This is a genomic window from Sphingomonas sp. (assembly GCF_964263785.1).
Lineage (GTDB): Bacteria > Pseudomonadota > Alphaproteobacteria > Sphingomonadales > Sphingomonadaceae > Sphingomonas.
In genome coordinates, this window is the sequence record NZ_CAXVWL010000019.1 from 97770 (window position 1) to 118337 (window position 20568).

The 20568-nt window shown below is 67.5% G+C and carries 15 protein-coding genes; 9 read left to right on the forward strand and 6 right to left on the reverse strand.

Annotated elements, in window-relative coordinates; genetic code table 11:
* Positions 1–30 precede the first annotated feature (30 nt).
* The 4 genes from ACE5C1_RS02655 (at position 31) to ACE5C1_RS02670 (ending at position 8338) form a co-directional block, all read left to right on the forward strand.
* Positions 31–690 carry a DUF969 domain-containing protein gene (locus tag ACE5C1_RS02655; protein ID WP_374942502.1) on the forward strand — a complete coding sequence of 220 codons (660 nt, stop codon included), beginning with the start codon at positions 31–33 and terminating at the stop codon, positions 688–690.
* The gene (locus ACE5C1_RS02660) at positions 687–1589 is read left to right on the forward strand and encodes a DUF979 domain-containing protein (RefSeq protein ID WP_374942503.1); all 903 of its coding nucleotides are present in this window, start codon (positions 687–689) and stop codon (positions 1587–1589) included. Before ACE5C1_RS02655 ends, ACE5C1_RS02660 begins: the two co-directional genes overlap by 4 nt.
* Positions 1590–1831: 242 nt before the next feature.
* The gene (locus ACE5C1_RS02665; RefSeq protein ID WP_374942504.1) at positions 1832–6301 is read left to right on the forward strand and encodes a beta strand repeat-containing protein; all 4470 of its coding nucleotides are present in this window, start codon (positions 1832–1834) and stop codon (positions 6299–6301) included.
* A 924-nt stretch (positions 6302–7225) separates the two neighbouring features.
* On the forward strand, positions 7226–8338 hold the full coding sequence (locus tag ACE5C1_RS02670) for a 2OG-Fe(II) oxygenase (RefSeq protein ID WP_374942505.1): 1113 nt from the start codon (positions 7226–7228) through the stop codon (positions 8336–8338).
* Here ACE5C1_RS02670 and ACE5C1_RS02675 read toward each other — a convergent pair.
* The 6 genes from ACE5C1_RS02675 to ACE5C1_RS02700 all read right to left on the reverse strand — a co-directional run bounded on the left by ACE5C1_RS02675 (position 8335) and on the right by ACE5C1_RS02700 (position 13212).
* Entirely contained in the window at positions 8335–9495 is a 1161-nt protein-coding gene (locus ACE5C1_RS02675; RefSeq protein WP_374942506.1) for an alpha-hydroxy-acid oxidizing protein, read from the reverse strand. The genes ACE5C1_RS02670 and ACE5C1_RS02675 overlap by 4 nt on opposite strands.
* A gap of 1 nt (position 9496) precedes the next feature.
* Positions 9497–10432 (reverse strand): DUF808 domain-containing protein, encoded by a 936-nt coding sequence (locus tag ACE5C1_RS02680; protein WP_374942507.1) that lies wholly within the window; start codon positions 10430–10432, stop codon positions 9497–9499.
* 358 nt (positions 10433–10790) lie between these two features.
* Positions 10791–11441: a L,D-transpeptidase family protein gene (locus tag ACE5C1_RS02685; protein WP_374942508.1), complete on the reverse strand. Its 651-nt coding sequence runs from the start codon at positions 11439–11441 to the stop codon at positions 10791–10793.
* 264 nt (positions 11442–11705) lie between these two features.
* A complete protein-coding gene (locus tag ACE5C1_RS02690) occupies positions 11706–12674 on the reverse strand; it encodes an aldo/keto reductase (protein WP_374942509.1) in 969 nt (322 codons plus the stop codon).
* Positions 12671–12859, reverse strand: a complete 189-nt coding sequence (locus ACE5C1_RS02695; RefSeq protein WP_374942510.1) for a hypothetical protein — start codon at positions 12857–12859, stop codon at positions 12671–12673. The genes ACE5C1_RS02690 and ACE5C1_RS02695 overlap by 4 nt, the downstream gene beginning before the upstream one ends.
* Positions 12859–13212, reverse strand: a complete 354-nt coding sequence (locus tag ACE5C1_RS02700) for a hypothetical protein (RefSeq protein WP_374942511.1) — start codon at positions 13210–13212, stop codon at positions 12859–12861. Before ACE5C1_RS02700 ends, ACE5C1_RS02695 begins: the two co-directional genes overlap by 1 nt.
* 127 nt (positions 13213–13339) lie before the next feature.
* On the opposite strand from ACE5C1_RS02700, the gene ACE5C1_RS02705 reads away from it, so the two are divergent.
* From ACE5C1_RS02705 to ACE5C1_RS02725, 5 genes are all read left to right on the forward strand, one after another.
* On the forward strand, positions 13340–14314 hold the full coding sequence (locus ACE5C1_RS02705) for a metalloregulator ArsR/SmtB family transcription factor (RefSeq protein WP_374942512.1): 975 nt from the start codon (positions 13340–13342) through the stop codon (positions 14312–14314).
* Complete coding sequence (gene metF, locus ACE5C1_RS02710; protein ID WP_374942513.1) at positions 14311–15279, forward strand: methylenetetrahydrofolate reductase [NAD(P)H]; 969 nt, start codon at positions 14311–14313, stop codon at positions 15277–15279. The genes ACE5C1_RS02705 and metF overlap by 4 nt, the downstream gene beginning before the upstream one ends.
* The gene (locus tag ACE5C1_RS02715; RefSeq protein WP_374942514.1) at positions 15276–16322 is read left to right on the forward strand and encodes a homocysteine S-methyltransferase family protein; all 1047 of its coding nucleotides are present in this window, start codon (positions 15276–15278) and stop codon (positions 16320–16322) included. The genes metF and ACE5C1_RS02715 overlap by 4 nt, the downstream gene beginning before the upstream one ends.
* Before the next feature lie 148 nt (positions 16323–16470).
* On the forward strand, positions 16471–19143 hold the full coding sequence (gene metH / locus ACE5C1_RS02720; protein ID WP_374942515.1) for a methionine synthase: 2673 nt from the start codon (positions 16471–16473) through the stop codon (positions 19141–19143).
* Positions 19144–19408: 265 nt separating this feature from the next.
* Positions 19409–20317 carry a right-handed parallel beta-helix repeat-containing protein gene (locus ACE5C1_RS02725; protein WP_374942516.1) on the forward strand — a complete coding sequence of 303 codons (909 nt, stop codon included), beginning with the start codon at positions 19409–19411 and terminating at the stop codon, positions 20315–20317.
* Positions 20318–20568: the final 251 nt, after the last annotated feature.

A 20568-nucleotide genomic window follows, 5' to 3' on the forward strand; every position in this document is an offset into this window, starting at 1 on the left:
GCGCATGATCGACGATCCGCTGCGCCATTCATGATCGTTCTGGCCGGCGTTGTCGTGATCGTCGCGGGGTTTCTGCTGCGGTTCAATCCGATGCTGGTGATCGCGGTGTCGGCGGCGGTGACCGGGCTGGCAGCGGGAATCGCGCCGCTGACCGTGCTGGCGGCATTCGGCAAGGCGTTCAACGACGCGCGCTACGTCTCGGTCGTTTGGGTCGTGTTGCCGCTGATCGGCCTGCTCGAACGCTTCGGGCTGCGCGAGCGTGCGCAGGGCCTGATCGCGAGCGGCGGGCGCGTCACTGCGGCGCGGCTGCTCGCGGGGTACCTGCTGTTCCGCCAGCTGACCGCGGCGCTCGGGCTCACCTCGATCGCCGGGCACCCGCAGACCGTGCGACCGCTGCTCGCGCCGATGGCGGAGGCCGCCGCCGAGCGCCAGGCAGGCACGCTCAACGACGCGGCGCGCCAGCGCATCCGTGCGCTGGCCGCGGCGACCGACAACGTCGGGCTGTTCTTCGGCGAGGACATCTTTCTCGCGATCGGGTCTATCCTGCTGATGAAGGGATTGCTCGACCAGGCCGGCATCGTGCTCGAGCCGCTGCGATTCTCACTCTGGGCGATCCCGACCGCGATCGCGGCGTTCCTGATCCACGGCGCACGGCTGTGGCGGCTCGACCGGGCGCTGTCGCGGCGATGATCGGGCTCGGCTTCGTCTACACCGTCGCGGGGCTGCTGTTCGCGTCGTACGCGCTGGTCAGCCTGTACGATCGGCGCGGGGCGAACGGCGCCTTCTGGGGATTGCTGGCACTGAGCTTTCTCGGCGGCGACCGGATCGGCGACATCGGCAACGGCGTGCTGGTGCTGGCGCTGGTGGCGATCGCCGCGTCGGGGCGGATGCGCGGCGCGCGCGCGATCGGGGAGGAGCGCGCGTGCGGGCAGGCGATCTTCCTGCCCATGCTGATCGTGCCGGTGATCGCGCTGGCAGGGGCGCTGGCGTTTCGCACACCCAACCTGCTGGTCGACCCGAAGAACGCAACGCTCGTGTCGCTCGTCGCGGGGACGCTGATCGCGCTGGCGGTCGCGGGCGCGTGGTTGCGTCCGCAGGTCGCGACTCCGGTGCGCGAGGGGCTGCGGCTGATCGATTCGATCGGCTGGGCGGCGATCCTGCCGCAGATGCTGGCGAGCCTCGGCGCGATCTTCGCGCTTGCCGGGGTCGGGCAGGTGGTGGGCGGCCTGGTCGACCACGCGATCCCGGCGGGCAGCGTGTTCGGCGCGGTTGCCGTCTATGCGGTGGGCATGGCGCTGTTCACGACCGTGATGGGCAATGCCTTCGCGGCGTTCCCGGTGATGCTGGCAGCGGTCGGCCTGCCGCTGCTGATCGGGCGGTACGGCGGCGATCCAGCGGCAGTGGCGGCACTGGGGATGCTCAGCGGCTTTTGCGGCACGTTGATGACGCCGATGGCGGCGAACTTCAACATCGTGCCCGCGGTGCTGCTGGAACTCGACGATCGCAATGCCGTCATCCGTGCGCAAGTAGCGACCGCCCTGCCATTGCTGGGCGTCAACGTGGCGATCCTGTATTTCTTCGCTTTTTAGAATAGCCGTTTCGCAGGGGCGTTTAAAATGTACCTCACGTTGAAACGTCGTTCAGCTTCCAGTAACGCTTTGTTCATTCGGCGGGGTTGCTGCGATACGTGGACCCGATCGAACGGGTGGGGTCGCACTATCGAGTAAGCGCCGGCGAAGACCGGTCGGTAGCCTGTTCGGGCACGTAGAGCAGCATCACTTGCCTTTCGAGGTCGGGCGCGTCGCGGCGCGTCCCTGGCGGGGGTGAGAACATGGACTTGAACGGCACCGACGGCGGCGAGAGCATCACCGGCACCGAGAACGACGATCGCATCTATGCGGGCGGCGGCGATGACTTGGTCGAGGCGGGCGACGGTGCGGACGAAGTCTACGGCGGCGCGGGATCGGACGATCTCTATGGCGGCGCAGGCAACGACTATCTGGAGAGCGGCGAGGAGGATCAATCCTCGTCCGACCACGATTTCTTCTATGGCGGCGACGGCGACGATTACATCCAGGTCTACGGCACGGCGGCGACGGTCGATGCGGGCGCAGGCGACGATATCATCGACAAGGACGATGCGGCGATCGTCGCGGATGGCGGCAGCGGCGACGACAGCTTCGAAGACGTATTGGGAGACGGCTTCGCGGACACGCTGACCGGCGGCGAAGGTCGGGATACCTATGAGCTGTCCTATGTCCAAGAGGGGATGGTCGCCGACACGATCACCGACTTCGCAAGCGGCGACGGCGGCGATATCCTCGACATCCACGACATGCTCGAGGAGTTCACGAACTACCGGTATGGCGACAATCCGTTCCACGACGGGCACCTACAATTCGTGGCGGACGGCGGCGACGTGTCGCTGCAGGTGCGCGTGGACGGATCGGGCGACTGGTCGGACGTCGTCCGGCTGCAAGGCGTGTCGATCGACGCGATCGCGACGTCCAATCTCTTCCCCGACTTCGCGCGCAACGATGTCTTCATCACCACCAGCATCGACACCGGCGACGGCGACGACGTCGTGTACGGCAGCGCGCAGGACGACACGATCACCGTGGCGGGCGGTGACGACATCGTCATCGCGCAGTTCGGCAACGACACCGTCTACGGCGGCGACGGCACCGACCGGATCGACGGCAGCGACGGTGCGGACACATTGTACGGCGGCGAGGGGAGCGACATCTTCGGTGACGAGCCGGCGGACGGCGACGGCACCAACACCCGCGCGACGCTTGCGGCCGGACCGCCGTCCACCGACGCGCAGGTGGACACGGGCGTGTCGCTGGCGGACTACCGCAACTCCTACCTGCACGGCGATTTCGCGGACGGCGATGTCGATACCATCTATGGCGGCGCCGGTGCCGACGTCTACCACCTCGCGCCTCCCGGCCAGTTCGGCGAGATCGTCGACGTGATCGCCGATTTCGATGTCGCCGAGGACGTGATCACCCTCGGCAACATCCGCAACGCCGGCTATTTCTCGGGCGACCAGAGCCCGTTTCTCACCGGCGCCATGCAACTGGTGCAGGACGGCGGCGACACGCTGGTGCAGCTTGGCGGCGTCAGCCTGGTGCGGCTGGTCGGCGTGGAGGTTTCCACGCTCACCGCGGCCAATTTCGACGGCGTCAGTCCCACCGGCATCGGCGAAACGATCGAGGGCACCGACGGGCCGGATGCGTTGACCGGGACGGCCGCCGACGACACGATCTCCGGCTTCGATGGCGGCGATACGCTGGACGGGCAGGGCGGGGCGGATGCCCTGTACGGCGGCACCGGCGGGGATACGATCTATGGCGGCGCCGGCGGCGACGTCATCGAGGGCGGGGTAGGTGACGACCGGCTCGATGGCGGCGACGGCGACGATACGATCTACGGCGGCGATGCGGGCGTCTACGTGCCGGTGAGCGACAACGGCCTGCCCGCCTATTTCGGCGCGCTCGATGCTGCTCTGGCCAACGGCCTGGGCGGCAGCGCCGGGTTCGGCGAGGAATCGGTCGGCCGCAACGACGACGGCTATTTCAACCTGACCTTTCCGGCCGGGTTCGGCGGCGACGCGTGGACGGTCGATGGCCAGCCGGTCGGCAGCATCGGCGTCAGCAACAACGGCTTTGGCGCGCTCGGCGGGCTCCAATTCAACATCTTTCCCCGCGATCTGGACACCCGCGCAGGTGCGGTGACGCCCAGTGCGGGCGGCAACAGCACCGGCAGCAACCTGCTGTGGTACGACTTCGATTCCGCCTCGAACACGATCACGCTGACCTACGACGATGTCGGTCAATATTCCTATGGCACGTCGCCGTCGGCATTCCAGGTGCAGATCAGGGCGGTGGGCGGCGGCGATTTCGACGTCGTGTTCCGCTACGAATCGATCGGCTACGCCTTTCCCGGCAACGCTTCGGTCAGCTACGCGGGCAACACCTACGCGTTGCCGGTCGCCTCGGGTCAGGACCCGGCGAACACCGTCGGCGATCTCGGCGTGCCTGGCGTCTGGGCGATCCAGATCCGCGGCGGCCAGATCATCGCCGACAGCGATCACGGCGACGGCAACGACACGATCGACGGCGGCGCGGGGAACGACGGGCTCTACGGTGGCACCGGCGACGACCAGTTCGACGATCGCCAGGGCGCCGATACGTTCGACGGCGGGGAAGGCGCCGACCGATTCCTCTATGTCGGCTATGGCGACGGCGCCGACACCTATACCGGCGGCGTGGGGCGCGACACCTACGATTATCGCGGCTATCAATACAGCGCCGTGCCGGTGCTGGTGACGGTCACCGACTTCGCGACCGGCGACGCGGGCGACGTGTTCGGGCTGGCCAACATCGGCGCGCTGGCGAATCGCAATGGCAACGAAAATCCGTTCGCCTCCGGGCATCTGCGATTGGTGCAGGACGGCGCGGACACGCTGCTCGTCGGCGACTATGACGGCGTCGACGGCGCCGCCGCGGCCACCACGGTGGTGCGATTCCTGAACACAAGCGCGACGGCGTTCACCGCGACGAACTTCGGCGGCTTCGCGCCGGTTCCGATCGAGAACCAGATCGTCACCGGCACCGACGCCCCCGAGACACTGTACGGCGGGGCCGGCGACGACACGATCACCGGTCTCGGCGGCAACGACACGTTGTACGGCGCGGCGGGCGCCGACACGATCGACGGGGGCGCCGACGACGACCAGATCTATGGCGGCACCGGTACGGACATTCTGACGGGCGGCGAGGGTGTCGATACGCTGTTCGGCGACGCGGGCGCCGACCGGCTGGATGGCGGCGCGGGCTACAATTACCTTTACGGCGGCGAGGGCGACGACACGCTGAGCGACACGGGCGGCGATGGCGGCTACTTCGACGGCGGCGCAGGCGCGGACGTGCTGACCGGCGGCGGCGCCGGCGAGACGTTGTATGGCGGCGGTGGCGACGACCGGATCGACGCCGGCGATGGCGCCGACACGATCTTTGGCGACGACGCTTATGGTGGCACCGGTGGCAACGACGCGATCTTCGGCGGAGACGGCAACGACACGATCTTCGGCGGCGGTTATTACAGCTACCCGAGCGACGGCGACGACACGATCGACGGCGGCGACGGCGACGACACGATCTACACCAACTACCTCTATGATTCCGGCACCGACAGCATCGCGGGCGGTGCCGGCAACGACCTGTTCTACAATGTCGGGCAAGGCGAGGGGATCGCGACGATCACCGGCGGCGGGGGCAGCGACACCTATCGGATCGGGTCGGGTCTCGATGCCGGACATTCGACCGATGTCATCACCGACTTCGTGGTGGGCGCGGGCGGCGACGTGCTCGATTTCGCCGCGGTAGCGTTCGACGGTCTGCCGAGCGACGGCAACCCCTTCGTCGGCGGCTACCTGCGCCTGGTCCAGGACGGCGCCGACACCCTTGTGCAATACGATCGCGACGCGGGCGCGGCCGGTTACGACTTCACCACGGTCGTGCGATTGCAGAACGTCACCGCCACGCAGATCACCCGCGACAATATCGCCCAGGGCTATTCGCCGGACGGCATCGGGGTGACGATCGTTGACGACGACACCGGCCAAACGCTGACCGGCACGCCCGACGGCGACACGATCACCGGCAACGGTGGCGGCGACAACATCTATGGTGGCGGCGCAGCGGATACGATCGACGCGGGCGCGGGCAGCGACTATGTCGAAGGCGGCAGCGGCGACGACACGATCGAGGGCGGCGCCGACGACGATACGCTGCTCGGCGACAACGCCTATGGCGGCGTAGCGGGCAACGACACGATCTATGGCGGCAGCGGCAACGATACCGTCTACGCCGATGGCTATTACGGTGGGATCGGCGGCAACGACACAATCTACGGCGGCGATGGCGACGATTACCTGCGCGGCGGCTATTACAATCCGGGCGGCGACGGCAATGACATCATCTACGGCGGCGACGGCGCCGACACGGTCGACGTTAGTAACGGCTATGGCGACAGCGATACCGACGCGGTCTACGGCGGCGATGGCGACGACCTGATCACCGGCGCAGGCTACGGCCCCGGCGTCGCAACGATCACCGGCGGCGCAGGAAGCGACACCTATCGCTTTTATTATCCTGGGTCGGGCTACGCTGCGGGTGCGGAGGCCGACGTCGTCACGGATTTCGCCACCGGCGCAGGGGGCGACAAGCTCGATTTCTCCGCTACCCCTTTCAACGGCCTGCCTGGCGACGCCAATCCCTTCACCAACGGCTAACCACTCGCGAAGTCAAGAGAAGTTCATGGTAAGCGTGTCCGTTCAATTCTTTACAACGGACCCTGGCGATGCATCCGCAAGACCACGGCAAACGTATGCCGACGCGAAAAGTGATGGTTCAAGGCGCGAAGAGCGTGCCGCGGCAGACGGGACTTGGTCGGAGCGACGTGGCGGTCAACCCTGTTTCTCGTCGATTGTCCGACACCTTCATTTACCAGTCAAACGCAGGTTGCCGTAACGGCACCGGACTATCCCCGCCGGTTTACGTCCCAGAGCGGGACAGTACTCCGAGCGCTATCTTCCTGCCCATTAGCGGTGCTCAACTTGCCTACTAAGCAATAAGACTTGAAATCGTGAAAGTGAAAACACGAGTGCCCGCAAGCAACGAGAGGATGTCTCGGCTTCGTGTCCAAGGTACAGCTTATTCGCGTTCTGCAGTACAGCGCGGTTCGTCACGCCTTGCGCGATCAAATGCCAATGGACAGGTGAAAACCATGCGCCATGCTCCGCATATACGAAAAGACAGTCCACAGTCGTGGACTGTCCGATGTCACGCTTAAAAGTTCACACGACGATTATGGCAATCCGGATAAACCCGAAACTTCCAAATACCGTCAGACTATTCACTTAGTGCTCATCAAGCACTGCTGCGATCAACTTACGGCAATGATCGGGATGATGATCGTCGCCCAGCAAGCGACGGAAATCGGGGCGGCGACGAGGATGCCACGCATGAACCTTGCGCCCTTCGCCATCGAACTCTCCCGATACAGGCTGCTATCGAGCCTTCTGTCCTCAGTTAACCTAGAATGTACGAGTGAGCGAACGGTTCCCGCGGGTTGCGCCGCCTATTCGATCATGTCCGAAATGGACTTGATTGCAACGTCCGATTCGGGTTTTTCGGAAACGTGCAGGAGCCGAACGATGACCAAAATGCTGATGCCCGGCGATCCGGCGCCGTATTTCCATGCCGAGGCGCTCGGCGGCAATCCGCGGTATGCGTTTGATATTGCGGCGGGACGGGCCGTCCTGATGCTGTTTCTGGGCAGCGCGGCATGGGCGCAGGCCGGCGTGGCGCTGGCGACGGTGGCGCGGCACCGCGCGCTGTTCGACGACCTGACTGCAAACATGTTCGGGGTCAGCATCGATCCCGCCGACGTGGCCGAGGCGCGAATCGCCCAGGATCTGCCGGGCATTCGCTGGTTCGTCGATAGCGACCGTGCCGTTTCGACGCTGTACGGCGCGATGAGCGACGATGTGCAGGGGCGCCGCCAGTACCATCCGCATTGGGTGGTGCTCGATCCGATGCTGCGAGTCGTGTCGACTCACCCGCTGGCAGATGGCGAGGCCGCGATTGCCGCGCTGGCAGCGCTGGCCGCCGATCCCGGGGAGCCGCCCGCCGCACCGGTGCTGGTCGTCCCGCGTATCTTCGAGCCGGCGCTGTGCGACCGCCTGATCGCTTATTACGAGGAGCGTGGCGGCGTCGAATCGGGGTTCATGCGCGAGGAGAACGGCGTCACCGTTCTGAAAACCGATCACGACCACAAGCGGCGGGCGGATTGCATCGTCGAGGACAAGACGTTGCTGGACGACATCCGCGCCCGGCTCACGCGTTTCCTCAAGCCCCAGATCAAGCGCGCGTTCCAGTTCGACGCGACTCGGGTCGAGCGCTGGTTGGTCGCCTGCTACGACGGCGAAGACGCCGGCGGTGGCGGGCATTTCCGCGCGCACCGCGACAATACGACCAAGGGCACCGCGCACCGCAAGTTCGCTTGCACGATCAACCTGAACGCGGGCGACTACGACGGCGGCGACCTGCGCTTTCCCGAATTCGGCGCGCGCACCTATCGCGCGCCGACCGGGGGTGCGGTAATCTTCTCGTGCTCGCTGCTCCACGAGGCGACTCGGGTGACGCGGGGCAAGCGCTATGCCTTTCTGCCGTTTTTCTATGACGAGGACGGGGCCAAGCTGCGCGAGCGCAACCTGGCCTTCGTCAGCCCCGAGCTGGCGAGTTACCGTGCGGGCACGGGCGCTTAGCGACGGACTGCACCCGCGGCGCGGACGGCAGCGATCGTGGGATAGCCGTTGACCGCCATCATCAGGTCGGCCTCCGCCAGGATACAGCGGAGTACGTGCGCGCAGCCCGCGGCTCCGTCCAGCGCCAGACCGTAGACGTAGGGGCGGCCGATCCCCACCGCGCGTGCGCCGATCGCCAGCGCCTTGACCACGTCGGTGCCCGAACGGATGCCCGAGTCGAACAGCACCGGCACGTCCCCCGCCGCAGCGACGACCGCCGGGAGCATGTCGATCGCGGCGATGCCGCCGTTGGCCTGACGCCCACCGTGGTTGGAGCAATAGATCGCGTCCGCGCCGCCGTCTATCGCGCGGCGTGCGTCGTCGGGGTGGCAGATGCCCTTTAGAACGATCGGCAGCTTGGTCAGCGATTTCAGCCAGGGCAAATCGTCCCAGGTCAGCACCTTGCCGAAGGTCGCCGCCCATTGCCGGACCGCAGCGGCGGGGTCTTCGGCGACGGGTTTGGCGAGCATACGCTGAAACACGGGATCGGCGAAATAATTGGCCAGCACATGACCGCGCAGCTGCGGGAAGTTCGACACGTTCAGGTCGCGCGGGCGCCAGCCGGTCACCCAGGTGTCGAGGGTGACGACGATCGCCCGATAGCCCGCGGCCTCGGCGCGCGAGACCAGGCTTGCGGCGAGATCGCGGTCGCGCGGCGTGTAGAGCTGGAAGAAACCGGGGGTTCTGCCCATTTCGCCCGCGACCTGCTCGAGCGGGTCGTTCGACAAGGTGGAGGCGACCAGCGGTACGCCGGTTTCCGCAGCGGCACGCGCGGCGGCGAGGTCGCCGTGGGCATCCTGCGTGCACATGCCCGTGACGCCGATCGGCGCCATGAAAAGCGGCGTCGGGTAGCGCTGGCCGAACAGCTCGATTCCCAGGTCGCGGGTCGTGCAATCGACCATCATCCTCGGCACCATGCCCCAACGCCGGAAAGCGTCGGCGTTTTCGCGCTGGGTGAACTCGTCGCCGCAGCCGCCCTGGACGTAGCCGAGCACAGATGGCGGCATCGCGGCCGTGGCGCGAGCTTCGAGCGTGGCGAAATCGACGGGCAACTTGGGAATGACGCCGCTCAGGCCTGCGCCATAGATCGCGTTCTGGTAATCGCCGTAATGGGCCATGTCAGTGCGCCTTTCGCGGAAGCAGGTGGAGCAGCCCGGCGACTGCGGCGCCGACCGCGAGACCGAAGACGCCGGCACCCGCGGCGCCGACGAGCCATGCGACAAAGCTGCCGATCGCGGGCAGGGCCTGCGCTGCGACGTGACCGGCGTCGTTCAGCGCGTGCTGGGGTGCCGCAACGCCGTAATGCTCCAGGCCGTGGAGCAGTATGCCGCCGCCGACCCAGATCATCGCGGCGGTGCCGACGACGGTCAGCGTACGCAGGACCGGCGGCATCGCCTTGACCATCCCGCGGCCGAGCGCGCGTACCGCCGCCGACGCGCGCTGCGCGAGGTGGAGGCCGATGTCGTCGACCTTCACGATCAATGCGACGACGCCGTAAACTCCCGCGGTGATGCCGAGCGCGACGATGGCCAGCACGATCGCCTGGTTGAGCAAGGGCTGCCCGGCCACGTCGGCGAGCGCAATCGCCATGATCTCGGCCGACAGGATGAAGTCGGTGCGGATCGCGCCGGCGACCTTTTCCTTCTCCAACTGGGCGGCATCGGCCGGCGCAGCATTCTCCGCTGCGGCTTCGTGCCCGCCCGAGAAAGCCTCGATCACCTTCTCGGCCCCCTCGAAGCACAGATAGGTGCCACCCGCCATCAGCAGCGGAGTCAGTAGCCAGGGCGCGAACGCGCTCATCGCCAGCCCGGCAGGAAGCAGGATCAGCACCTTGTTGCGCAGCGAGCCGAGCGCGATCTTGGCGATGATCGGCAGTTCGCGCTGCGGGCTGAGGCCGACGACGTAGCGCGGGGTGACCGCGGTATCGTCGATCACCACGCCGACCGCCTTGCTGCCCGCCTTGCCCGCGGCCGCGCCGATGTCGTCGAGCGAGGCCGCCGCGAGCTTGGCGATGCCCGCCACGTCGTCGAGCAGCGCGACCAGTCCTGAAGGCATCTACGTCTCCCGTTCGCCGCAGTCCCTGCGCGAAGCCGGCGCGGGGATCAACCGCGCGCGGGCGGCGACTGGGACTGCGACGTTGACACTGGTTGACACGTGCGCGCGGCCGTCAACGGGCGCAACGTTGTCACTCGTTGACGCGTACGCACGCCCTTCAACGGCCATGACGTTGTCACCGGTTGACGCCTGCGCGTGGCGGCAAACCGCAGCGACGTTGTCACTGGTTGTCACGTGAACGCCGCCGTCAACGGCTGCATCTTCCATGCAGGTCGAGACGTGCGCGCGGTGTTCGGCGGGGCGGGGGCTTTGCGGCATGACAGCGTATCAAGCACGCCCAAGCCGTGTAGGACAGCCCTCAGGCGGCGGTGATCGGCTTGCCGATGTCGAGGCGTTCGCCGCGGGTGACGATCACCTTGTCGCCGAGTTTGGTCGCGCGAAAGAGCTTCGCGGCGAACGCGACGGGCACGCCGACGCAGCCGTGGGTCATCAGCCCGGCTTCCATCTTCGGGCTGCCGTGGATCGATACGCCGTCGTTGGTGAGGCGCATCATGTACGGCATCGGCGCGTGATAGAGGTTGGAGACGTGGCGGGCGTCCTTCTGCGTCACGGGAAAGATGCCGAGCGGGGTCGGCTTGTCGTCGCCTCCGTAAAGGACCGCGGCGGTGCCGATCTCGTAACCGCCGCGGAAGATCGACAGGACCTTGGCTTCGAGGTCGACGGTGATGACGACCGCGCCAGCGGGCACGCCGGCCTCGTCCCAATAGGTATCGCCGATCTTCATCACGCCGGGCACGTCGAGGACGCGGCGGACGACGTAGGCGGGAGCGGGGGACGCCTTCGGAGCGGGAGCCGGAGCGAGGCGCGGGCGCGGCAGCGGGACTTGGCGGACGAGCTTGGCTTGCGGCGACGTCGCTGGTTCGCGGTGGGCGGCCAGCGCGATCGCACCTGCCAGAGCGGCGGGTAGGAGCAGGCCGAGGGTGGCCAGAATTGTCTTTGGGCGGGCCATGCGCAACGGGTTGCACCGGGTCGTGGCGATGCGCCAGTGGCGGATGTGCCACGTGCCAGGTTGGGACGAAGGGTGGCGGTGTTAGCTATTTGCCTCCGACGATGGAGCCGACTGACCTCATTCCTACCCCGCAGGGGGAGGGGGACCGCCGCAAAGCGGTGGTGGAGGGGGATCGCCACCGGCGCATCGCTCGCGGAAAGCCCCCTCCACCAGCCTGCGGCTGGTCCCCTTCCCCCTCCGAGGGAGGATCTTTAGTTGGACAACCTAAGCCCCCGCCGCGTCCAGCCGCTCGCGTTGGTCTCGCGTCAGCTCCAGCTCCAGCGCGGGCAGCAGGTCCTCGACCTGGGCGGCGCTCGTCGCGCTGGCGATCGGGGCGGACACGCCGGCTTGGGCGATGAGCCAGGCCAGCGCGATCTGCGCAAGGGTGGCGCCGGTGTCTGCGGCGACCGCGTCCATCGCGTCGAGCACGGCCTTGCCGCGGCCCTCCAGCAGATCGCCCATGCGGCCGCCGCGGACGCTTTTGCCCAGGTCGTCGCGCGTGCGGTACTTGCCGGTGAGAAAGCCCGAGGCGAGGCCGTAATAGGGGACGACGCCGATGTTCTCGGCGACGCAATAATCCTGGAGCTCGCCTTCGAACTGGTGGCGGCTGACGAGATTATATTCGGGCTGGAGGACGTGGTAGCGCGGCAGGCCCGCCCCCTTGGCCGCGTCGTTGGCGGATTTGAGGCGCGCGGCGTGGAAGTTGGAGGCGCCGACGACGCGGATCTTGCCGGCGTCGACCAAGCGGCCGAACGCTTCGAGCGCGGCCTCCTGCGGCGACGCTTCGTCGTCCTGGTGCGCGAAATAGAGGTCGATCCGGTCGGTGCCGAGGCGCTTGAGCGACGCTTCGCACGCCGCGGCGATGCGCGCGGGCGCCAGCTTCTCGCCGCCTTCTCCCGGCAGCATGCCGACCTTGGTGGCGATCAACACCTGATCGCGCTTGCCCGAGGTGCGCAGCCATTCGCCGATGGTCGTCTCCGACTCGCCGCCGGTGTGGCCGGGCACCCAGGCCGAATAGACATCGGCGGTATCGATCATCGCGCCGCCGCGCGTGCTTGCGCCCGCCACGAACGCGTCGAGCACCGCAAAGCTCGCCGCGCGGTCCGCGGTCCAGCCGAACACGTTGCCGCCGAGTACCAGCGGCGCGATGTGGAGGTCGGTCGAACCCAAGCGGCGTCCGGTCGTGGTGGTCATCGGGTGTCGCTCGCATTGGCGGCCAACGCGTTCGCATCCATGCTGTTGGCATCGAGCATCGCGGCGGCCTCGTTCAACTGACGCGCCTCATCGGCGGTGACCCCGCCTGCCGGCTCGGGTTCGGCCGAGCAGCCGGCAAGCAGGAGCGCCGCGGCCCACAGGGATGCGGCGCTCCTCACGCCCATCAGTCGCGGATTGCGTTGCCGGCGTTCTGCAGCGCCTTGCCGGTTGCGTCGGCGGCGCGATCGGCCCCGTTGCTGATCGCCGCGCCCGCGCGGTCGGCGCCGTTGCCGATCGAATCGCCTGCGCGATCCGCGCCGGTGGCGGCGCGGTCGCCCGCATTGTCCATCGCGGCGCCTGCGCGGTCGAGCGAGCGATCGGTCGCCGCATCGACGTCGTCCACGGCGTTCTCGGTGGTCGCGCTGGTATCCGCGGCGATGGCGTTGCCCGCCTCGGCCGACTGGTTCCGCGCGTTCTGCGAGCAACCGGCGAGCGCGAGTGCGGCGGCGGCGATGGCGGGCAAGAGGACGATCTTCATGAAATAGGCTCCCTGGAACAATTGCGACGGCCGTCATGGCATCGACCGCCACGAACGTCCAACCCGCAATTCGGCTCCCGAGGCCGCGATTGACCAGATATAAAGATATCTTTATATGTCTTCGGCGATGACGTTGCCTCTCGACATCTTTCGCGCGCTGGCCGACGCGACTCGCTTGCGCATCCTGCAATTACTGCGCTCGATGGAACTGTCGGTCGGCGAGCTGGCGCAGGTGCTGGGACAAAGCCAGCCGCGGGTGAGCCGGCACGTCAAGATCCTGTGCGACGCGGGGCTGGCCGAACGGCGCAAGGAAGGCAGCTGGGTGTTCGTGGCGCTGGGCGCGGCCAAGGCGGTGGCGCCGGTGGCAGCGGCGCTCGACGCCTGGGCGGCGGACGAGCCAGATCATTGGGCGGTCGCCGACGCCGCACGGCTCGCGGCGGTGCGCGCCGACCGCGCGGCGAGCGCGGCGGCCTGGTTCGAGACGCATGCGGGCGAATGGGATGCGATCCGCGCGCTCCATGTTGCCGACGATGCGGTGGAAGCGGCGATGGCCGATATGCTTGGTGGCGAGCAGGTCGGCACGCTGATCGACATCGGCACCGGCACCGGGCGGATGCTGGAGCTGTTCGCGGGAACCGCCAGAACGGCGCTGGGGATCGACCGCAGTTCCGAGATGTTGCGGCTGGCGCGCGCGAAGCTGTCGGAACGCGGCGTCGGCAATGCCGAGCTGCGGCAGGCCGACCTTTATGCCTTGCCGATGCGCGACGGTGCGGCCGATGTCGCAATCCTGCACCACGTGCTCCATTTCGCGCAACAGCCCGGCGCCGCGATCGCGGAAGCCGCGCGGGTGCTGGGACCGGGCGGGCGGTTGTTGATCGCGGACTTCGCCGCCCACGACCGCGAGGAATTGCGGACGCGTGACGCGCATACGCGCCTGGGCTTCGACGATGCGCAGATGGCGACGTGGTTCGCCGCGGCGGGGCTGGCGCCGCCGCGGATCGAGACGCTGGAGGGCGGCACCCTGACGGTGAAATTGTGGTTGGGACGGAAAAACGGCGCGCGGTTGCGTGCCCTTCCCTCAGGCAAGGCGCAGGCGGCATGACCATTTCGGTGAACCAGTTGGAAGAGGCCCGGCGCGCGCACGCCGATGGTGACGGCGCGATCGCGCTGGGGGCGCCGCTCTACGCCGACGTGGGCGGCGACATGGGCATGTCCTTCGAGTTCTTCCCGCCCAAGACCGAGCGGATGGAGACGCAATTGTGGGACGCGGTCCGCGCACTCGAGCCGCTCGGCCCGCGCTTCGTGTCGGTGACCTATGGCGCGGGCGGATCGACGCGCGAGCGGACGCATGCGACGGTGGCGCGGATCCAGCGCGAGACCTCGCTGCCCGCCGCCGCGCACCTGACCTGCGTCGAGGCGACCAAGGCCGAGATCGACCAGGTGGCGGAAGAATATTGGGCGGCGGGGGTTCGCCACATCGTCGCGCTGCGCGGCGATCCGCCGCAGCAGGGAACGCGGTACGCCGGGCATCCCGGCGGCTATGAGAACGCCGCCGCGCTGGTCGCCGGGCTGAAGCGGCTGCATCCGTTCGAGGTGTCGGTCGCGGCCTATCCCGAATGTCATCCGGACTCCGCGGATCACCATGCCGACATCGACAATCTGAAGGCCAAGCTCGACGCGGGCGCGACTCGCGCGATCACCCAGTTCTTCCACGAGCCCGAAACCTTCTTCCGCTACCGCGACCGGGTGGCGGCGGCGGGGGTCGATGCGGAGATCGTGCCGGGGATCATGCCGGTGACGAACTTCGCCAGCGTCGTGCGGATGTCGGCGATGTGCGGGACCGACGTGCCCGCCTGGATGGCGCGGCTGTTCGACGGGCTGGAGGAGCGACCGGAGGCGCGGCAGCTGGTCGCGGCGACGCTGGCGGCGGAATTGTGCCGCAAGCTGTATGCGGGGGGCGTGCGACAGTTCCACTTCTACACGCTCAACCGCGCCGAACTGGCGTATGCGATCTGCCATCTGCTGGGCGCGCGGGCGAAGCCGGTCGCGCAGGTGGCGGCGGCATGACTTCTCGCGAACAATTCCTGGCGCAAGCCGCGCGGCGCGTGCTCATCACCGATGGCGCGTTCGGGACCGAGATCCAGAACTGGAAGCTCGCCGAGGCGGATTACGCGGGCGACCTGGGGCTGAGCCACGACCAGAAGGGCAACAACGACATCCTGGTGCTGACCAAGCCGGAGGTGATCGAGTCGATCCACCGCGCCTATTTCGAGGCCGGGGCGGACATCGCCGAGACCAACACCTTTTCGGCCAACGTCATCAGCCAGGCGGATTATGGCGCCGAGCATCTGGTGCGCGACATCAACGTCGAGAGCGCCCGGCTCGCCCGGCGGCTGGCGGACGAGTACGCCGCCAAGGACGGGCGCCCTCGGTTCGTGGCGGGCGCGATCGGGCCGACCAACAAGACGCTGTCGCTGTCGCCGGACGTCAACGATCCTGGGTATCGCGAGATCGACTTCGATTATCTGAAGGGCGTGTACCGCGAGCAGATCGACGCGCTGCTTGACGGCGGAGTCGACTTCATCTTGATCGAGACGGTGTTCGACACGCTGAACGCAAAGGCGGGCGTGATGGCGGCGATCGAGGCGGGCGACGCGCTGGGCCGCGACGTGCCGATCATGCTGTCGATGACACTGACCGATCTGTCGGGGCGCAACCTGTCCGGGCATACGGTGGAGGCGTTCTGGCATGCGGTGCGGCATGCCAAGCCGGTGACGATCGGGCTCAATTGCTCGTTCGGCGCGGAGCAGTTGCGGCCGCACGTGAAGGTGCTCTCGGAGATCTGCGACACGCTCATCATGGTGTACCCGAACGCCGGTCTGCCCAACGAACTCGGCGAATATGACGAGATGCCCGAGACGACGGCGGGGTTGGTCGGCGAATGGGCCGATGCGGGGCAGGTCAACGTGCTCGGCGGCTGCTGCGGGTCGACGCCCGCGCATATCGCGGCGATGGCGGAGCGGGTGAGGGGGGTGGCGCCGCGGGTCGTGCCCACACCGGCGGTGCGGACCAGGCTCGCGGGGCTGGAGCCGTTCACGATGGCGGCGTGATGCCTAAACCTCCCCGGAACGGGGAGGGGGACCGCCGCCGAAGGCGGTGGTGGAGGGGCAGCCACAAGCGGCTTCCCTCGTGACTGCCCCTCCACCAGCCTGCGGCTGGTCCCCCTCCCCGTTGCGGGGAGGTAGAGAAGAAAGTAGCATGACCAACTCCTCCACCAATTTCGTCAACATCGGCGAGCGCACCAACGTCACCGGCTCCGCCGCGTTCAAGAAGCTCGTGATGGCGGGCGACTACGCGCGCGCGGTCGAGGTCGCGCGGCAGCAGGTCGAGAACGGCGCGCAGGTCGTCGACGTCAACATGGACGAAGGGCTGCTCGACGGCGCGCTGGCGATGACGACGTTCCTGAAACTGATCGCCGCCGAACCCGACATCGCGCGCGTGCCGGTGATGATCGACAGCTCCAAATGGAGCGTGATCGAGGCGGGACTGAAATGCGTCAGCGGCAAGCCGATCGTCAACTCGATCAGCATGAAGGAGGGCGAAGACGCGTTCCTCGACAGCGCGCGCAAGTGCATGGCGTACGGTGCGGCGGTGGTCGTCATGGCGTTCGACGAAGTGGGTCAGGCAGACACCCAGGCGCGCAAGGTCGAGATCTGCGCGCGCGCGTACGACCTGCTGACCGGTATCGGCTTCCCGCCCGAGGACATCATCTTCGACCCCAACATCTTTGCAGTCGCCACCGGGATCGAGGAGCACAACAATTACGCGGTCGATTTCATCGAGGCGTGCAAGGCGATCAAGCAACGGTGTCCGCACGTCCATATCTCGGGCGGGCTATCGAACCTGAGCTTCAGCTTCCGCGGCAACGAGCCGGTGCGCCGGGCGATGCATTCCGTGTTCCTCTATCACGCCATCCCCGCGGGGCTCGACATGGCGATCGTCAACGCCGGGCAGCTCGACGTCTACGACCTGATCGACCCCGAGCTCAGGACCGCATGCGAGGACGTCGTCCTCAACCGCGACCCGGACGCGGGCGACCGCCTGGTCGCGCTGGCGGAGAAGTATCGCGGTACCGACGTGGTTGCGGAGAAGGCGGCGGCGGAGTGGCGCGGGCTGCCCGTCACCAAGCGGCTCGAATATGCGCTGGTCAAGGGCATCGACGCGCATGTCGTCGACGACACGGAGGAGTGCCGGCAAGCGTTCGCGCGCCCGATCGAGGTGATCGAGGGGCCGCTGATGGACGGGATGAACGTCGTCGGCGACCTGTTCGGATCGGGCAAGATGTTCCTACCGCAGGTGGTGAAATCGGCGCGCGTCATGAAGAAGGCGGTCGCGCACCTGCTGCCCTTCATCGAGGCGTCGAAGGAGCCGGGTGCCAAGGGCAAGGGCAAGATCGTCATGGCGACGGTCAAGGGCGACGTCCACGATATCGGCAAGAACATCGTCGGGGTGGTGCTTCAGTGTAACGGCTTCGACGTCGTCGACTTGGGCGTGATGGTGCCGTGGTCGAAGATCCTCGCCGCCGCCAACGAGAACGACGCCGACATGATCGGGCTGTCGGGGCTGATCACGCCTTCGCTCGACGAGATGGTGACGGTGGGCGAGGAGATGACGCGCGCAGGGATGACGATGCCGCTGCTGATCGGCGGCGCCACGACGTCCAAGGTCCACACCGCGCTCAGGATCGCCCCCGCCTACACCGGGCCGGTCGTCCACGTCCTCGATGCCAGCCGCGCGGTGGGGGTGGCGACGACGCTGGTCAGCGACACCGGGCGCGACGTCTATGTCGCGGGTGTTGCGGCGGACTACGAGGCGGTGCGGGTGGCGCGCGAGGGGCGGGGGCAGAACGACCTTTTGCCGCTCGGCGTTGCACGCGAGCGCGGGTTCAAGGCGGATATGGCGCTGAAAGCCGAGCCGGTCGCGAAGCCCGGTATTCACGTGTTCGACGATTGGGACCTGGCCGATCTGCGCCAGTATATCGACTGGACGCCGTTCTTTCGCGCGTGGGAACTTGCGGGCAATTACCCCGCGATCCTGACCGACGCGGTCGTGGGCGAAAGCGCCAGCGGGCTGTACGCCGATGCGCAGGCTATGCTCGACAGAATCGTACTCGAGAAGTGGCTCACCGCGCGGGGTGTCGCCGGGCTGTGGCCGTGCCACCGCCACGACGACGACATCTGGGTCCAGACGGCCCATGTCGAGCATCACCGCAGCCCCGATGGCGCGAGCATCCCCGAAGGCTTCCATATTCCCACCCTCGACCGCAGCGACGAGGCCAGCGTGCGGCTGCCGATGCTCCGGCAACAGATCGCCAAGCGGGAGGGGCGCGCGAACATGTGCCTCGCCGACTTCGTCGACCCTGCGGGCGACTGGATCGGCGGCTTCGCGGTCGGCATTCACGGCATCGACGCGCATATCGCACGGTTCAAGGCCGACCACGACGACTACAACGACATCCTGCTGAAGGCGCTGGCGGACCGGCTGGCGGAGGCGTTCGCCGAGGCGCTGCACCGCCACGTCCGCACCGATCTGTGGGGCTACGCGCCCGACGAGCAGCTGACCAACGAGGCGCTGGTCCGCGAGCAATATCGCGGCATCCGCCCCGCGCCGGGCTATCCGGCGTGCCCGGAGCATTCGCTCAAACGGACGCTGTTCGACCTGCTCGGGGCGGAAGAGAAAATCGGGCTGGAACTGACCGAGAGCTTCGCGATGCTGCCGACCGCGGCGGTGTCGGGCTTCTACTTCGGGCACGCACAGGCGGAGTATTTCGGGGTGGCGCGGATCGGCGCGGACCAGGTCGGGGACTATGCAGCCCGGCGCGGGGTCGAGTTGAAGCAGGCGGAACGGTGGCTGCGGCCGAATACGGATTGAGGCACTGCGCATTCGTCGTAGTTTCCGTCACCCCGGACTGGTTGCGGGGTCCAGCGTGCGGCAGGCGATGACGCTTGAGCCTCCATCCGTTCAGCTTGCGCAACCCTGGACCCCAGAACCAGTCCGGGGTGACGGACTTGGTGGTGGTACGGGTGGTGCCGGATTGAGACACTCGTTTGCCCCGCTAACCTGCCAACGGCCTACCGCCGGGCATTAACCGCGATTGCGCATTGCGTGACCGGCAACCTGAGCCGACGCGTCGGCGATGATCCGACTACTCCCCCTGCTTCTACTCACCGCCGCCGCCTCGCCCGCGCCGTTCACCGTCGGCGACCGCGGCTTCGCCACCCTGCAAGCCGCGGTCGACGCGATCGGCGGCGGCGCCGCCACGATTGTCGTCGCGCCCGGCGTATACCGCCAGTGCGCGGTGCAGACGCGCGGGCGGGTGACATACCGCGCCGCCCAGCTCGGCACCGCCATCTTCGAGCGCGAGGCGTGCGAGGACAAGGCGGCGCTGGTGCTGCGCGGGAGCGGTTCGACCGTCGACGGGCTCGTCTTCCGCGGCTACCGCGTCGCCGATGGCAACGGGGCGGGGATCCGCAGCGAGACCGGCGACCTCACCGTCGTCAACGCAACCTTCCTCGACAGTCAGCAGGGGATCGGCGGCGGCGAACCGGCGCGGCAGCAGATCGCGATCGACCATTCGACCTTTGCGGGCCTGGGGCAATGCGACGAAGCGCCCAATTGCAGCCATGCCATCTATCTCGGCAATCGCGGCAGCGTGACGATTACCCGGTCGCGGTTCGAGCGCGGGACGGGGGGGCATTACGTCAAGCTGCGCAGTCCCCAGGTGGCGATCACCGACAATTCGTTCGACGACACCGCTGGCGCCAAGACCAATTACATGATCGACCTGCCCGAAGGCGCGACCGGTCTGATCGCACGCAACGTCTTCGTCCAGGGCGCGCACAAGGAGAACGGCAGCGCCCTGATCGCGGTACGTGCGGAGTCGCACACCTATCCGTCGGCGGGGCTCAGGATCGAGGACAATCAGGCGACGCTCGGCGCGGGACAGAGGGGGCCGACGACGTTCGTCGCCGACTGGAGCCACGAACGGCTGGCGATCGGCGCAAACCGGCTGGGGGCGGGGGTGAAGGCGTTCGACTTGCGGTGATGCGGGCAGTCACCCTGGCGAACCGGCTGGCGGTCACCTCCCCCGTCACCACGGCCTTGAGACGGGATCCCGCTTCTTCTTCAGGGCAGTCGGTTCGAGAGGTCGCGGCCATGCGGATTCCACGTTGGATAAGGCGAGATCGTCCAATCGCAGCGCCAGCGCTCCAGCTGGAGAAGGAGAAGCGGGACCCCGGGTCAAGCCCGGGGTGACGAAAGGTTGGTTGCTCAGACACCGAGCAGTATCGGAATGAC